This is a genomic window from Dokdonia sp. Asnod3-C12, assembly GCF_045063975.1.
Lineage (GTDB): Bacteria > Bacteroidota > Bacteroidia > Flavobacteriales > Flavobacteriaceae > Dokdonia.
In genome coordinates, this window is the sequence record NZ_JBEFNY010000003.1 from 2,467,755 (window position 1) to 2,483,231 (window position 15,477).

At 36.7% G+C, this 15,477-nt stretch carries 13 protein-coding genes; 10 read left to right on the forward strand and 3 right to left on the reverse strand.

All coding sequences use genetic code 11. The annotated features are described in order from the left end of the window. The first annotated feature begins 185 nt into the window (after positions 1-185). The 7 genes from ACJJVW_RS11235 (at position 186) to ACJJVW_RS11265 (ending at position 9,436) form a co-directional block, all read left to right on the forward strand. Positions 186-3,788: a CheR family methyltransferase gene (locus ACJJVW_RS11235; protein WP_405251922.1), complete on the forward strand. Its 3,603-nt coding sequence runs from the start codon at positions 186-188 to the stop codon at positions 3,786-3,788. 7 nt (positions 3,789-3,795) lie between these two features. Then, on the forward strand, positions 3,796-6,003 hold the full coding sequence (locus tag ACJJVW_RS11240) for an ATP-binding protein (RefSeq protein WP_405251924.1): 2,208 nt from the start codon (positions 3,796-3,798) through the stop codon (positions 6,001-6,003). Continuing rightward, positions 6,003-6,410 (forward strand): response regulator, encoded by a 408-nt coding sequence (locus tag ACJJVW_RS11245; protein ID WP_405251926.1) that lies wholly within the window; start codon positions 6,003-6,005, stop codon positions 6,408-6,410. Before ACJJVW_RS11240 ends, ACJJVW_RS11245 begins: the two co-directional genes overlap by 1 nt. Before the next feature lie 2 nt (positions 6,411-6,412). After that, the gene (locus ACJJVW_RS11250; RefSeq protein ID WP_405251928.1) at positions 6,413-6,958 is read left to right on the forward strand and encodes a response regulator; all 546 of its coding nucleotides are present in this window, start codon (positions 6,413-6,415) and stop codon (positions 6,956-6,958) included. A gap of 352 nt (positions 6,959-7,310) precedes the next feature. Beyond that, positions 7,311-7,631 (forward strand): DUF3467 domain-containing protein, encoded by a 321-nt coding sequence (locus ACJJVW_RS11255; RefSeq protein WP_298326265.1) that lies wholly within the window; start codon positions 7,311-7,313, stop codon positions 7,629-7,631. 108 nt (positions 7,632-7,739) lie between these two features. Next, complete coding sequence (locus ACJJVW_RS11260; RefSeq protein ID WP_405251930.1) at positions 7,740-8,315, forward strand: biliverdin-producing heme oxygenase; 576 nt, start codon at positions 7,740-7,742, stop codon at positions 8,313-8,315. Between the two features lie 104 nt (positions 8,316-8,419). Then, on the forward strand, positions 8,420-9,436 hold the full coding sequence (locus tag ACJJVW_RS11265; RefSeq protein WP_405251932.1) for a helix-turn-helix domain-containing protein: 1,017 nt from the start codon (positions 8,420-8,422) through the stop codon (positions 9,434-9,436). On the opposite strand, the gene ACJJVW_RS11270 is transcribed toward ACJJVW_RS11265, so the two are convergent. Both ACJJVW_RS11270 and ACJJVW_RS11275 read right to left on the reverse strand, forming a co-directional pair. Further along, complete coding sequence (locus ACJJVW_RS11270) at positions 9,433-9,729, reverse strand: putative quinol monooxygenase (protein WP_298326256.1); 297 nt, start codon at positions 9,727-9,729, stop codon at positions 9,433-9,435. The genes ACJJVW_RS11265 and ACJJVW_RS11270 overlap by 4 nt on opposite strands. Further along, positions 9,726-10,562 carry an SAM-dependent chlorinase/fluorinase gene (locus ACJJVW_RS11275; RefSeq protein WP_339847069.1) on the reverse strand — a complete coding sequence of 279 codons (837 nt, stop codon included), beginning with the start codon at positions 10,560-10,562 and terminating at the stop codon, positions 9,726-9,728. Before ACJJVW_RS11275 ends, ACJJVW_RS11270 begins: the two co-directional genes overlap by 4 nt. Positions 10,563-10,746: 184 nt before the next feature. On the opposite strand from ACJJVW_RS11275, the gene ACJJVW_RS11280 reads away from it, so the two are divergent. Beyond that, complete coding sequence (locus tag ACJJVW_RS11280; protein WP_108878186.1) at positions 10,747-11,703, forward strand: PhoH family protein; 957 nt, start codon at positions 10,747-10,749, stop codon at positions 11,701-11,703. A gap of 105 nt (positions 11,704-11,808) precedes the next feature. Continuing rightward, positions 11,809-12,756, forward strand: coding sequence for a phosphoribosylaminoimidazolesuccinocarboxamide synthase (locus tag ACJJVW_RS11285; RefSeq protein ID WP_405251934.1), 948 nt, complete (start codon positions 11,809-11,811; stop codon positions 12,754-12,756). 83 nt (positions 12,757-12,839) lie between these two features. On the opposite strand, the gene ACJJVW_RS11290 is transcribed toward ACJJVW_RS11285, so the two are convergent. Beyond that, on the reverse strand, positions 12,840-13,919 hold the full coding sequence (locus ACJJVW_RS11290; RefSeq protein WP_405251936.1) for a DNA topoisomerase IB: 1,080 nt from the start codon (positions 13,917-13,919) through the stop codon (positions 12,840-12,842). A 106-nt stretch (positions 13,920-14,025) separates the two neighbouring features. Here ACJJVW_RS11290 and ACJJVW_RS11295 point away from each other — a divergent pair, with 106 nt between their 5' ends. Then, entirely contained in the window at positions 14,026-15,417 is a 1,392-nt protein-coding gene (locus ACJJVW_RS11295; RefSeq protein ID WP_405251938.1) for an alanine/glycine:cation symporter family protein, read from the forward strand. Positions 15,418-15,477 lie beyond the last annotated feature (60 nt).

Consider the following 15,477-nt stretch of genomic DNA (forward strand, 5'->3'; position numbering starts at 1 on the left):
GCTGTATTGAACAAATATTAAACGCTTTTAGGCAAAAGTGCGAGCATTTCTTTTGATTTCCTTTTAACATAAACAAAATGTTAATATTTAATCGTAAATTTCTTAAACAAAACTTAATTTGAGATATTAAGCATATCTTCGAATTCTTTTTTTATGAAATTTTTTAGTTTTTAACCCCTACTTTTTTGAAGAACACACAAAATAAGAAGCATATTATTGTAGCTGTAGGAGCCAGTGCTGGCGGCCTAGAGGCACTCAATGCTTTTTTTAATAATGTAGTCGAAAATTACGATTACAGTTATATAATTATACAGCACTTGTCTCCAGACCATAAAAGTCTCATGGCCGAATTGCTGTCTAAAAAAACAAATGTTCCTATTGTTGCCGTTACTAATGACTCTGAAATAAAGCGGAGTCATATCTATGTGATACCTCCTTCAATGAATCTTATTATTGAAAATGGGCACCTCATATTATTAGACAAACCATTAGCCAAAACGCTCAATCTTCCTATTGATTTATTCATGAGTTCCCTTGCAGAAGCTTATGGAAAGGAAGCCGTAGGCGTTATATTGAGTGGTACAGGTAGTGATGGTACAAAAGGCGTTCAAGCTATCAAAGAACATGGAGGAGTCGTACTTGTACAACAGCCAGATGAGGCTAGCTTTGATGGGATGCCTACAAGCGCTATAAATAGTGGTGATGTAGACTATATTGTGCCAGCAGGAGAAATGATAGATGAAATACATCGCTATTTTAATAATGAGGATGCGTTTAATTTTAAGGACGATATTTCTACAGAAGATAATGAACGTTTGCGTTCCATCTTAAATATACTCCATACTAATACAAATATAAATTTCAATTATTACAAGCGTCCTACGATTCTGAGACGAACAGAAAGGCGTATGCAAAACCTTAAAATGGGTAGTTTTGATCAATATATAGCATATCTCAAAATTCATCCAGAAGAGGTTTCTGTGTTATATAAGGAGTTTTTAATAGGAGTCACAAAATTTTTTAGAGATACAAACGCGTGGAATTTGCTAGAAGCGGAGACCATACCAGGTATTGTAAGAAATAAAAGGGATGGAGATACTATAAAAGTTTGGGATGTGGCTTGCTCTACAGGAGAAGAGGCATATTCAATGGCGATGCTTTTTCAAGAAGAAATAGATCGTCAGGAAAAGGATATAAAGCTCAAAATATTTGCTACAGATATTTCTGAAGAGCACATAGCACTTGCATCTCAAGGGGTTTTTAGTAATACAATCGTTCAGAGTGTTTCTCCTAGTAAATTACAGAAGTACTTTGTTAAAGATGGAGAAGAATATAAGGTTGCTAAAGATCTTAGAAAGAAAATTATTTTCTCTAATCATGATATTTTAAAAGACCCTCCATTTAAAAATATGGATATGGTCTCATGCCGTAATCTTTTGATTTACTTAAAGCCAGAGGTGCAAACAGCGGTATTGCATACATTACACTACGCATTGAAACTTAATGGATTTTTGTTTTTGGGTTCAAGTGAGTCTATAACTGCATTGCGTAATTCCTTTGAGACAATCAACGGGAAGCTTAAAATTTTTAAAAATATACACCCATCGGAGAGATTGCATAGTGAGTTACTTACTTCAAATGCAGATAAGAGTAACTTCATGCTTTCGCGAAAGCAGAAAAAAACGGTAATTCACAAGAAAGAAACATTTACTAGCGATATAAAAATGAGTATAAGCAATGTGCTTTTATCTCAATTTGATACTGCTAGCGTATATGTAGATGCAGACTTTAAAGTACTAGATGCTTTAGGTTCTTTTTCTAAGTATGCACAATTACCAGAGAGCGGTTTTTCTTTAGACTTACTAAAGATGCTTCCTGATAATTTGAAAACGGCAGTAAACTCGGCTGCGAGAAAAGCAAAGCGTTCTAAAAAAGACTTTATTTACAACGACGTGATTACCCCAAAGGCAGGTGCAGATACCGTTGTTAATGTATTGGTAAAGCCTGTTTTTCAAAATAACACGAGTGACTGTAACTATGTAGTCACCTTTATTGAAAAGGAATTAAACCCAGATGCAGCTGTAGCTCGTGGTACAATGAATCTTGCAGTAGCTCCAGACGAGCGTATTAAAGACCTTATAGACGAGATAGAAGAAACAAGAGGAGAGCTTAAAAAAGCGCTAGAGGATGCAGAGACTAGTAATGAAGAACTACAAACGCTCAATGAAGAGTTGCTTGCCTCAAATGAAGAATTGCAGAGCACAAACGAGGAGTTGCAGAGTGTAAATGAAGAGTTGCATACTGTAAATGTGGAGCATATTGAAAAAATGGATGATCTCGCATTGCTTAATGCAGATATGGACAATATTCTTAATAGTACTCAGATAGCCACAATTTTCCTAGATAGGCAACTTACAATTAGAAAATTTACACCTTCCATAAAAGAACATTTCAAGTTAATGAAGCAAGATGTAGGGAGACCTATAGATCACTTCTTAACCCAGTTAGGAACAGGGAGAAAATCGTCACTTAGAAGTAAGATTGAAACTGTGATGAGTAAAGGTGAGGTAAATGAAACACAAATTGATAAAAAAGGTGGACGCTCTTATATACGACGTATTTCTCCTTTTTATACAGGGACTAATAAAATAGAAGGATCTGTAATCACCTTTGTAGACATTACCAAAACGGTGGATTCACAAAAGAAATTAAAAGAAAGCCAGCAGAAGTTTAAAGATTTTTATGAAAATGATCCTGTGATGCACGTTAGTGTAGATCCTTCTACAGGACGTATTGTAGAATGTAATAAAATTTTCATCGAGACGCTTGGCTTAAATTCTCGTAGCGAAGTTGTAGGAAGGCGTATATTTGATTTCTACACAGATGATTCTAAGGCTAAAGGCCTTGGTCTCTTGGATGAGATTCAAAGAACTGGAGTGATAGAAGGTGAGCAAATGACCCTTATAGATACAGAAGGTAACGAGATTCCTATTATTCTTAATTCTGAGCTGGTGATTCCAGAAGAAGGTAACTCGTACTCGCGTTCTACCTTAATAAACATATCAGATTTGCAGCGTGCACAGCAGTTAATGTATGATAAGAATGAAGAGTTACAACGCATTAATACAGACCTAGAACAGTTTGTATCTATATGTTCACATGACCTACAAGAACCTTTGGGTACGATACGCTTTAGTAGTGATGTTATTCTAAAGAAATTTGGAGATGATCTGGACCCTAAGGCTGCCGAATACTTAGGTTACATCTATGGTGCAGCGGGTAGAATGGCAAACCAAATCAAAGGACTTCTTGAGCATAGCCGCATAGGGCAAGAGCTAGAGCGTACGGAAGTAAATGTTCAAGAACTTCTAGAGATTGTGAAATACGATCTCGGTAAAAGACTGAGGGAGTGCGGAGGTAAAATACACCTTAGTAAAATGCCTACTATCCAGGCGTATAATACGGAATTGAGATTATTGTTCCAGAACTTAATAGGTAACTCACTTAAATATTCAAAGCCAGATGTAAGTCCTGTAGTACGTATTTCATCTTTTGAAGATGAAGGGTACTGGACCTTTGTGATTAACGACAATGGTATAGGTATAGCCGAAGAAGATCTTGACCATGTTTTTAAAATTTTTGGTCGAGCATCCACCCAGCATAAATATGAAGGTACTGGTGTCGGTCTTGCACACTGTGAGAAAATTGTAAAACTTCACGATGGCTCAATATGGGTAGACTCTCAGTTAAATGTAGGTAGTACATTTTATTTCAAAATTAAAAAATAAGTAAACTATGGGGAGTCCATCTGCTTTATATCCAAAAAAGATTGACCTAACTAATTGTGATAAAGAACCTATACATCTCATAGGTCGTATACAATCTCATGCGATGCTTTTTGTGATAGATAGCTCATCTTTTGAGATATCACACATATCTCAAAATGTGATTTCAACGCTTTCGCGAAAGCGTGAAGAGTTTTATTCTAAGCGTCTTGAAGATGTGTTGGGACAAAATGGTACACTTATAGAAACATATATAAAAAGTAAAAATAAGACCTCTCTAGAGGTAACTATTGATGATAAACGTTATGTAGTAGTCACTCACCACAACAATCAATTAATATATATAGAATTAGAGCCAATACAACAGCAAGAAAGTGCTCAATACATGCAACGCCAGTTGTCTGAAATTATATCAGATTTAAGTGAGGCTGTTTCTGTCTCTGCAATGTGCGATAAAACAGCAAGACTCATTAAGGGTTTTACTGAGTATGATCGCGTAATGATATATAAATTTGACGAAAACTGGAACGGTAAGATTATATCTGAGGCTCGTGAAGAGCACCTTAATAGCTGGATAGGCATGCACTACCCAGCGACAGATATACCGCAGCAAGCACGTAAACTATTTTTAAAACAAGGCGTGCGTATCATTGCAGATGTTTCATCACAGACGGTTCCCGTTTATGCAAAGCCTAGTGCAGAAGATGAGCCAATAGATTTAGGTCTTTGTGAGTCTCGAGCATCGTCTCCTATACACATAGAGTATTTGGAGAACATGAAAGTGGGAGCAACACTTACAGCAGCAATTGTGAGTGATGGAGAATTATGGGGGTTAATAGCGTGTCATCATTATAGTCCTAAGTTTGTAAACTATTATCAAAGACAAACGGTTAAATTTTTAACCCAGGTATTTTCTACGCAGCTCACATTAAGAGCGTCAAATGAAGTGCTCAGCCGTATTAACGCAACCTCTGCTATACGAGCTAGCCTTGTAGAGCAAATGAGTGATGGATGGGACGTGGCAAATGGTTTGACACAGAAGTCTACATCAATGCTCACTATTACAGAAGCTACGGGTGGAGCAGTGTTTTTAGAAAATAATGTGTCCACTGTAGGAGAGACCCCCAGTAATGAAGAAATTACAGCCTTAATAGACTGGATTTATAACACCCAGATGGGCGATATATATACCACTCAAAATATTGCAGAAGAGTATGATAAGTGGGCGGCTTTCGCCAAAATAGGCTCGGGATTACTTTGTATTTTTATTGCAAAAGGAGAAAAGGATTGTCTTCTCTGGTTTAAACCAGAACTTAAACAAGTTATATCCTGGGGAGGAAATCCAGAAAAAGCGATGGAAGAAAAGGCGCAAAATCTAAGCCCTAGGAAATCTTTTGAAAAATGGAATAAAGAGCAAGTAAATACATCGCTTCCTTGGAAAGATTATGAAATAGCTTCTGCTCAAGCACTTAAAACAAGTATTTCAAATATTATTATAAGTAGGTATCAAGAGGTAAAACTTCTTAATGATAAACTTAAAGAAGCTTATAAAGAGTTAGAATCTTTTAGCTACAGTGTTTCTCATGATTTGAGGTCTCCTTTGCGTGGTATTGATGGTTTTGCACAAATAATTAAAGAAGATTACTTTGAAACGCTGGATGAATACGGTCAAAAAGCCATTCAGACAATTATCGACTCCACAAGCAAAATGAATACGCTTATAGACGATATTCTTGCATTTTCTGGAATAGGTAAAAACCAAATAGCTATGGGAGTCTTTTCTATGAAAGACTTAGTAGAAGAGGTAGTTGCATTTTTGCAAGTAGATATGAAGTACAAAGACGCACAGTTTGTTATCGATCCAGAATTACCTGATGCCTTTGGAGATCGAGGTATGATTTTTCAATTGCTCAATAATCTTATAGGCAATGCTCTTAAGTATTCTCACACTATAGAAAAACCTATTATAGAAATAGGTTGTGATAACAGTGTCTCTCCTGCAGTTTATTATGTGAAAGATAATGGGATAGGTTTTGATAATAAGTATAATGAGAAAATTTTTGGAGTGTTTAATAGACTTGTAAAGGACGAGTTTGAAGGTTCGGGTATAGGTCTTGCTATCTCTCAACGAGTATTAGAAAAGCATCAAGGTCGCATCTGGGCAGAAGGTAAGATAGATGATGGAGCCACATTTTATTTTCAACTTCCCACTAGATAATGAAGGGACTTATAGTATCTGTAGAAGATAATGCAACAGACAGTGAATTAATGAGTCGTGTTTTTGATAAAGAAATGCCCCTTGTTGAAGTTCGCTTTATAGATGATTCCTTAGAAGCTCTATCATGGTTTAAGGCATATGATGATGTGAGTCGCATACCAGATCTTATATTGTTAGATATAAAAATGCCTAGATTAAATGGCTTAGACTTATTAAAGGAAATAAGAAAAATAGAGCTATTTAAATATGCACCTATTGTTATGATGAGTTCATCAGATCAAATAAGTGATAAGGATAAGGCTTATCTCAATGGAGCAAATAGCTACCTAGAAAAGCCTAAAAATTATGCCGAGCTAAAGGAGCGAATTCCTATTGTCGCCAAATATTGGTTAACATTAAATAAATAACTATGTCAACAGAAGTACATATACTACTTGTAGAAGATACAGACTCAGATGCTGCCCTTATTACAAGGCAAATTCACAAGTTAGATAAAGCATATAAAGTGCAAGTTGTTGATAATCTAGCAGATTTAGAGGTTGCAATAAAGACTTTTAATCCGCAAATGATAATTTCAGATTATAATTTGCCTACGTGTTCTGGGATGGAAGTGCTAGAAGTTGCTAGAAGTAAATCTCCTACTGCCACCTTCTTGTTTGTTACGGGCACTCTTCAAGATGAAGAACTAGCAGCAGAGACTATTTTAAATGGTGCAGATGGCTTTATTTTAAAAAGACACATGGGTGTACTTGCTTCTAAGCTGGCTCCACATATAGATAAAATCAAAAACAGACCTGTCATTGTGCAAAACACTAGAAATCGTATTAAGCAGAGCACAGATCTTGTAAATGATATAAAGGAGTATATGGAGGATATTAATAGAGAAAATATCTCTCATCAAGATCGAATAGCTAAAATAAGAGAGCATCTAGAAAAAATAAAAAACTCATTATAATATTACGAGAATATAATTCTAGGAAGCAAAGGGGTTCTCGTGAGTATGATGAATAAAAACAAAAACGTAAATTAAAACTAGTATATCAACTTCGTTTATTCGATAAGAAACAAATTTCTAAAAAAAAGTTCTAAAACCCATTCAGATAAGCTGAATGGGTTTTTCAATACTTGAAAGTCAATTTTTTGTAGAAATATTAAGTTTTAATTAACGAATATCTAACACTGTGATGCGGATTTCCGCTTTTGCGAAAGCAAGGCAATTCTTATCTTTCCAGACTGCCTTATAAAGGTAGAATTAAGATTAAATCAATCAATTAGAGAGTATTACTCTCATTATAATACACGCCCACATGGCTGAAGATAAAAAGACTCAAAACAACCAAAAACAAATAAATATAGAACTAGATGAGGCTGTCGCTCAAGGCACGTACTCAAATCTGGCAATAATAAATCATTCTGTTTCAGAATTTGTAGTGGACTTCGTAAATATTATGCCTGGCACGCCTAAGAGTAAGGTGAAGAGCCGCATCATATTAACTCCACAACATGCTAAAAGGCTTGCTAAGGCACTTGCAGAAAATGTAAAACGTTTTGAAAATGCCCATGGTGTTATAAAGGATTATGAGAGACAACCTGTTCCATTAAATTTTGGACCTACAGGTCAGGCTTAATTTTATTTAATTGGTATGGTTTATGATGAACTAGTTAATTCTCTATTAACTAGGTTATAAGCGTGGTTAAATTTAACATATGAATAGTTTACTTATAAAAACATCCCTATGATTTTAGAAGCACTTAAGAATGGAACAACATCAATTCATGACGAAATAGAAAGGAATAACTTAACTAATCTTATCATGGATGGTTCAATTGATCAAGATCAATATGAAACATTATTACGTCATAATTTTAAAGTATATAAAGCCGTCGAAGATTTTATAAATGGTCGCTACGAAATGTTGCCACTAGGATTAAAGTCATTTGCAGGTTATGAAAAGACAAATGCGTTAGCTAAAGATATTACGGCTTTTTCAAGTATGCCGCTGCCTGAGCCTATGAGCATATCGGGAGCTAGAGATCAAGCAACCTTAGTGGGTAAGCTTTACGTTATTGAAGGATCTATGATAGGAGGAATAATGATGAGTAAGAAGCTTCAATCTTGCAGTAATCTCTCTCACATAGAGAGTCATCATTTCTTTAATGGAGACGTAAACGAAGGCTTATTGAGGTGGAATGAATTTAAAGAGGCTGTAGATTCTTTAGACTTCAGCTATGAAGAAATTAAAACTGCTGTAAAAAGTGCAAAAGCTACTTTTAAACTGTTTAAGAAAGCCTACAAGAAAGAGCTTATCTAGCATTCACATATAATTATGCTTTCTGGTTAAAGCTGGGTTAAATGCAGTATGCTTTATTCTTTATAGGAATATATTTCAGACCTTCATGATTCACAAACAGAAATATGAAATCATATAAACTTAAAATAGAGCAAGTAGACGACTTTGTACCAGAAATTGCAGATGCTTTTGGGGTCAATTACACAAACAACTTTGGGGAGTTTGCGGTGCAAATTCCTACTCATTTAGGTAAAGGTTTTATAAAGGGTATTAATTTTCCTAACGGTATCGGTCTTCACATCATTAATGGTGATATGATAGACGATACCGAACTTTATTTTGAGAATAATGGGATGAATTCCTTGCGTTTCATTTATTGCATGAAAGGGGAGGTAGGTCATAAATTTTCTAGAGATTCTGAAGAAATGGCCATTAGAAGAGCTGAGCATCTTATTGCAGCGCCTAGATATAATGAAGATCAAGTCTATATTATAAAAAAAGAAAAGCCGGCAATTATTTGTTATTTGGAAATCAATAAGGCAAAGTTTCAAGAGCAGCTTTCTTACGACTTATCAAAGGTAGATGAAGTGTATTATCCATTATTTGCAGATGTTAATGCGCTTACCCAAGTTTGCTACAAAGGATATTACAGTTTGCAAATTTCAGATATCATAGATGATATCTTGACTAACGATGATCAAGGCCTGGTAAGAACAAATTATCTTGGAGCAAAGGCATTGGAGTGTACCTCATTAATGCTCAAATTATTTAAAGAAGATTCCCTTGAAGGCAAGAAGCATCCTACACTTAGATTGGCAGATCTAGACAATATTGCAGCTGCTGTTCAATACATAGAAAATCATATATCTGAGCTTGTAACCATTCCAGAAATCGCCGAAGTGGTTGGCATCGAGACCTACAGATTGCAAGATGGATTTAAGCGCAATTATGGTATGACCGTAAATGATTATATCAAGGAGTTTAGACTTAAGAGAGCTTTGACTATGCTCACCTCAGAAGATAAAAATGTATCTGAAGTAGTGTACGCACTTGGCTTATCCAGTAGAAGTTACTTTTCAAAAATATTCAAGGAGAAATACGGGATTAGCCCTTCTTCTCTGCGCAGAAATCCAGAAATTTAAAGTAGTTTTTCAAGTGATGAAGTAGTCCAAGCTTCAGGCTTTGCACTAAACTTAGTTTTCGTCTCTGCCCAGATACCTTTAAAAAGTTCTGAGTTACGATAATTCTGCAGTGCTTCATCAGAGACCCAATGGCTGTGAGTAAAGAAAATACAGGGATCATCTTCCCCACGTAGTAGCTCTAGATATAAACACCCATTAGACGCTCTAATTTTTTCTTTTACCTTCTCAAAATTAGCTAGAAAAGCTGGAATCTCGCTTTCGCGAAAGCGTAATTTTACAAGTCTTACAATCATTTGTCTATAAAATTAATCATCACAGTATCTCTATAGTTGAGGCCAAATAGACTAGCAGCACTTCCTACCGTACTTGGATTACTTTTGTAAATGGCAAGTTCCACATATCCACCAGAGTTAAAGACAGCTAGCTTTTTACCTTCTTCCTCACGTTTAGATTTATCAATAGAAAAGTTAATGGCATCACTGTACTGATTGTGTATTTTTGAAATGTCGGCTCCTCTTGCTTGAAGTCTGTAATCTCTACCTTTCCCTACCTCATCAAATAGCTTTTTTGTGATATTGCTTATCACATTTCCATAGTTGTCTATGTAAATGACATTTCCAGAAATTTGATTTCGTGAGGTGTTTATTACTGGTGAGATTCCCGTAAGTTGTCTTATGGTCTCTATGTTTTTACCGATAACTCCTAAGGTTCCACCACGTGCAATATGACAAGCGGTTTTTACAAAGACGTCAAGAACAGTAAAGTTAGTTTGTGTGCGGTCGTGAATGTTTATTTCTACTTTTTCCTCAGGTACAATATCCTTAGTGAGAAGAGAAATAATACCATTATTGGCGCATATAAAATAATGCCCGTCTAGCTTTACAGCGATATGATTTGTCTCTGGAGTGAGCTCACTATCTACTCCTATAACATGTATAGTTCCTTTAGGGAAATTTTGATATGCATTCTGAATAATGTATGCTGCCTCCATAAGATGAAAGGGAGATACATTATGCGAGATATCTACAATGCGCACTTCTTCTAACTCTGAATAAATAGCACCCTTTACAGCGCCTGCAAAAGGATCTTTCTCTCCAAAATCTGTAGTAAGAGTGATTATTTTCATCGAGTTATGAGTGTGTGCTTACTAGAAAGTATATAAATCTAATATAGTTATAAACTAAAAATGTTCATTATTTCTTAACTTAGAAAAGCGTGTGCCTTGCAAATGATGGTCAAAAAAGACGTATTTTAGTAGTAAACAAAGCTAAAATATTTTACGGACGTATCTCACATAATCTCTCTGCCTTTTGAACGAATTAATCTTAGAACTCTCAGAAATCAACCCGCGCGAATTTTTCGGTCAGCGTAACTCAAATATCGAACTTTTAAAACAGTATTATCCAAAGCTTAAAATTGTTGCCAGAGGTAACAAAATCAAAGCTTATGGTGATGAGGATCTCCTCGAAGAGTTTGATAGGCGTATGACGATGCTTATGGAGCATTTTGGAAAATACAATAAGCTCGACGAGAATTCCATAGAGCGTGTACTCACTAGTGTAAGTAAAGCAGATTATGAAACCCCAGTAGAAAGTGGTGACACACTAGTACATGGTGTAAGTGGTAAACTTATAAAGCCGCAAACTGCAAACCAGCGCAAACTAGTAGAGCTCGCAAAGAAGAATGACTTAACATTTGCTATAGGCCCAGCGGGTACTGGAAAAACATATATAGGAGTTGCTCTTGCTGTACAAGCTCTCAAAGAAAAGAGAGTAAAAAAAATTATTCTCACACGTCCAGCGGTTGAAGCGGGTGAAAACCTAGGTTTTTTACCAGGTGATCTTAAGGAAAAGTTAGATCCATACATGCAGCCGCTATATGATGCGCTACGTGATATGATTCCTCATGAGAAACTAGAAACATTTATTGAGAAAGGAGTCATACAGATTGCTCCTATGGCATTTATGCGCGGTCGTACTTTAGACAATGCCTTTGTAATACTTGACGAAGCACAAAATACGACACATGCTCAAATGAAAATGTTTCTTACCCGTATGGGGCGTAACGCAAAGTTTATGATTACTGGAGATCCTGGACAAATAGATTTACCTAGGAGAGTTACTAGTGGTCTTAAAGAAGCGCTACTTATTCTCAAAACCGTTGAAGGAGTTGGTATGGTTTACCTAGATGATAAAGATGTTGTACGCCATCCTCTCGTAAAGAAAATGATTGCAGCATATAGAGAGATAGAAAATAGAAATGATTAATTTTTATTAAGTAGAGTGCTTGATTAAGCATTTAGAATTTTACTTTTGACACTACTAACCACGTTAATGTTTATCTAGAGATAGCAGACGTAAAGACAACTTGAAGTGAATACCATTACAGATACAAATTTCAATTTTCCAGGACAGCAATCTATTTATAAGGGGAAAGTCCGCGAGGTCTATACTTTAGAAAATGATTTATTACTAATGGTGGCTACAGATAGGCTTAGTGCCTTTGATGTGGTAATGCCTAAAGGAATTCCTTTTAAGGGACAAATCTTAAATCAGATTGCGACAAAAATGATGCGCGATACAGAGGATATTGTACCTAACTGGCTTGTGGCTACTCCGGATCCTAATGTTGCGGTAGGAAAGCGATGTGAACCTTTTAAGGTGGAGATGGTGATACGTGGATATATGTCTGGTCATGCTGCTCGTGAGTATAAGGCGGGACGCAGAGTTCTTTGTGGTGTTGCAATGCCAGAAGGGATGAAAGAAAATGATGCATTTCCATCACCTATAATTACGCCAGCTACAAAGGCAGAGATGGGTGACCACGATGAGGATATCTCAAGAGAGGATATCATAAAAAAGAACATTGTTTCAGAAGAGGATTACCTCGTGCTAGAAGATTACACACGCAAGCTTTTTCAAAGAGGAAGTGAGATAGCAGCATCTAGAGGACTTATATTGGTAGATACCAAGTATGAATTTGGAAAAACTGCAGATGGTGAGATTGTTCTCATAGATGAGATACACACACCAGATTCCTCTCGTTACTTCTATTCAGAAGGTTATGAAGATCGCCAGGCCAATGGAGAGGCACAGAAACAACTTTCAAAAGAATTTGTAAGACAGTGGCTTATCTCAAATAACTTTCAAGGTTTAGAAGGTCAGACGGTTCCAGAGATGACAGATGAGTACATAGAGACCGTATCAGAAAGATATATCGAATTATATGAGAATATTACAGGTGACGCTTTCGCGAAAGCGGACACTTCAAATATTCTTGATCGTATAGAGAAAAACGTGCTTGCATACCTTGCAAAATAACAGCATAGCACTCTAAAAACTAAAAGCCCTTTCGTTACGAAGGGGCTTTTTTTGTGTTACGCTTTCGCGAAAGCGTACTTATATCACTTACTAAAATCTAATTCAAACTTTGAAATCATTTGCAGTAATACCTCCTCAGTTTCTGTAAAAAATGGTCTTGCACCTTGATGAGCATCTACCTTTTTAAACTCAGCGACGATAGATCCAGACTCATAGGCATCTACTATTTGAGGATGCACGTAGTACTTTCGACATACATTACGTGTATTTCCTAGAGCTTCTGCAGCTGCATCAAAACCTTTTAGTACGTTAGATTTATTTTCTTTTTCGTCTTCTGTGTAGCCTAGATCATGCACGGTTTCAAAAAAAGTTTTTGTAGCTCCCCAAGTTCTAAAATCTTTTGCCGAAAATAAGTCACCACTTAGCTCGTGTATGTAATCGTTTACCATCGTGCTATCTACGCGGTGCTTTTCGCCATTTGCATCATAAAATTGAAATAACTCCCAGCCAGGTATTTCCTCACAACGGTTTACAAGTTTTGCGAGTTTCTTGTTGCGTAGGGTAATGTTGTGCTTTTTACCTTTTTTACCCACAAACTCAAAGCGGATTTTTTCCTTGGTAGTTGTCACGTGTCGGGTGCGTAAGGTAGAGAGACCGTAGGTTTTATTACGCTTTGCGTAGTAATCGTTACCTATACGTATGTGGGTTTCTTCCATAAGTCTAAGCACGAGTGCAAGCACCTTGCGTTTAGACATATCTGGAGCGTCTAAGTCTTGGTCTATGCGCTTTCGTAACTTTGGTAATGCATTTCCAAAATTTGCCAATTTATAAAACTTAGTTTGGTTTCTGATTTTTGACCACAAATCGTGATATCGGTATACTTTTCTGTTTTTAGCATCTCTCCCTATCACTTGTAAATGACCATTAGGAGGATACGCAATACGCACTTTCTCCCAGTTAGGCGGTATCACAAGATTATTGATGCGATCTAGCTCCTTCGCGTCCTCAAGAGGTTTATCATTAAAGTAATAATGAAAGTTTTTCTTCTTCTTTTTCCTTCTTATGTTGAGGTCTGCATCAGAGACGTAAATGAGATTTGCTGCGGCTGCAGTTTCCTCTGGGTTTCTCAGGATGTTTTTAATTTGGTTGGCGGTGAGTGTCATAACAGTAAATTTAGTTATGAAAACAAATGACTGTTCAAAAATATATGTGAACGTTTTGGTAAACTGCTCTTAATTTTTGTTACTTCACCATATAAATAGACCTTATATGCAATCACAACCATCATTTTACGATCAAGCTAATGAGCTTATAGCAGATTTTTCTAGCGCTATGTGGGGAATCCCGCTCGTATGCTTACTTATAGGTGGCGGTTTGTTTTTACTCATCTATTCGAGGTTTTTGCCATTTAGATATTTAGGTCACGCTGTTGCAGTCTTGCGAGGAAAGTACGATGGAGAAAATGATGAAGGAGAGATCACACACTTTCAAGCACTCACTACAGCGCTTAGTGCAACTGTGGGTATGGGTAACATCGCCGGTGTTGCTGTTGCAATTGCAATAGGTGGTCCAGGTGCTGTATTCTGGATGTGGATGAGCGCAATAGTAGGGATGGGCACTAAGTTTTTTACAGGCTCTCTAGCGGTAATGTATCGTGGTAAGGATAGTGAAGGCAAATTACAAGGTGGACCTATGTACTTTATTACAGAAGGAATGGGTAAGGCTTGGAAACCACTTGCCGTAATCTTTAGTATCGCAGGATTAGTTGGTGCATTGCCGGTTTTTAATGTAAACCAACTCACACAGGCGGTAAATGATATTTTACTCGTTCCGCAGGGTGTTGAGGTAGGTTTTACTTCGAATTTAATTATTGGTCTTGTGCTTGTCGCAATTACCTCGATAGTGATAATAGGAGGTTTAGATCGTATTTCTAAAACAGCTGCCAAACTTGTTCCAGCCATGGTGCTCATCTATTTTGTAGCAGTAATGGCGATTCTATTTGTAAATATTGACGTGGTTCCTAAGTACTTTAGTTTAATTTTTACAGACGCCTTTTCTGCCGATTTCTATACGGGAGATAAACTGCTAGGAGGCGTTGTAGGTGGTCTCATATTACTGGGTATTAAACGTGGAGCGTTCTCAAACGAGGCAGGAGTAGGTACAGCACCAATGGCCCATGGAGCTGCAAAAACAGCAGAACCTATACGTGAAGGACTCGTAGCAATGCTCGGTCCAGCAATTGACACCATCGTGGTTTGTACACTTACGGCGCTTGCAATTTTAGTGACAGACGTGTGGCAAACTACAGATGCAAATGGAGTTACGCTTACGGCTTCCGCTTTCGCGAAAGCGTTATCACCTGCAGGTAAATACATACTATTATTGTGCATCGCCGTGTTTAGTATCTCATCGCTTTTCTCTTATAGTTATTATGGAACCAAGTGTTTGAGTTTCCTTTTTGGAGCGCACAACAAGAAGTACTATAACATAGCATATATCGCAAGTATCTTGATAGGAGCGACTACATCACTTAGTATGATGATTAATCTCATAGACGGATTTTTTGCCATCATGGCAATCCCAACAATGATTGCCACATTGTATCTCGCACCAAGAGTGATGAAGGAAGCGAGGAGGTATTTTAAGGCTTTGAAAGGATAGAAATATTGACCGCTATTTTTTTAAAGTTGGCCAACTGATGAACTAATACTGTAAGACATA

Coding starts and splice junctions, on each gene's coding strand:
- ACJJVW_RS11240 (WP_405251924.1), top strand. CDS start 3,796: ATGGGGAGTCCATCTGCTTTATATCCAAAAAAGATTGACCTAACTAAT.
- ACJJVW_RS11245 (WP_405251926.1), top strand. CDS start 6,003: ATGAAGGGACTTATAGTATCTGTAGAAGATAATGCAACAGACAGTGAA.
- ACJJVW_RS11250 (WP_405251928.1), top strand. CDS start 6,413: ATGTCAACAGAAGTACATATACTACTTGTAGAAGATACAGACTCAGAT.
- ACJJVW_RS11255 (WP_298326265.1), top strand. CDS start 7,311: ATGGCTGAAGATAAAAAGACTCAAAACAACCAAAAACAAATAAATATA.
- ACJJVW_RS11260 (WP_405251930.1), top strand. CDS start 7,740: ATGATTTTAGAAGCACTTAAGAATGGAACAACATCAATTCATGACGAA.
- ACJJVW_RS11265 (WP_405251932.1), top strand. CDS start 8,420: ATGAAATCATATAAACTTAAAATAGAGCAAGTAGACGACTTTGTACCA.
- ACJJVW_RS11270 (WP_298326256.1), bottom strand. CDS start 9,729: ATGATTGTAAGACTTGTAAAATTACGCTTTCGCGAAAGCGAGATTCCA.
- ACJJVW_RS11275 (WP_339847069.1), bottom strand. CDS start 10,562: ATGAAAATAATCACTCTTACTACAGATTTTGGAGAGAAAGATCCTTTT.
- ACJJVW_RS11290 (WP_405251936.1), bottom strand. CDS start 13,919: ATGACACTCACCGCCAACCAAATTAAAAACATCCTGAGAAACCCAGAG.
- ACJJVW_RS11295 (WP_405251938.1), top strand. CDS start 14,026: ATGCAATCACAACCATCATTTTACGATCAAGCTAATGAGCTTATAGCA.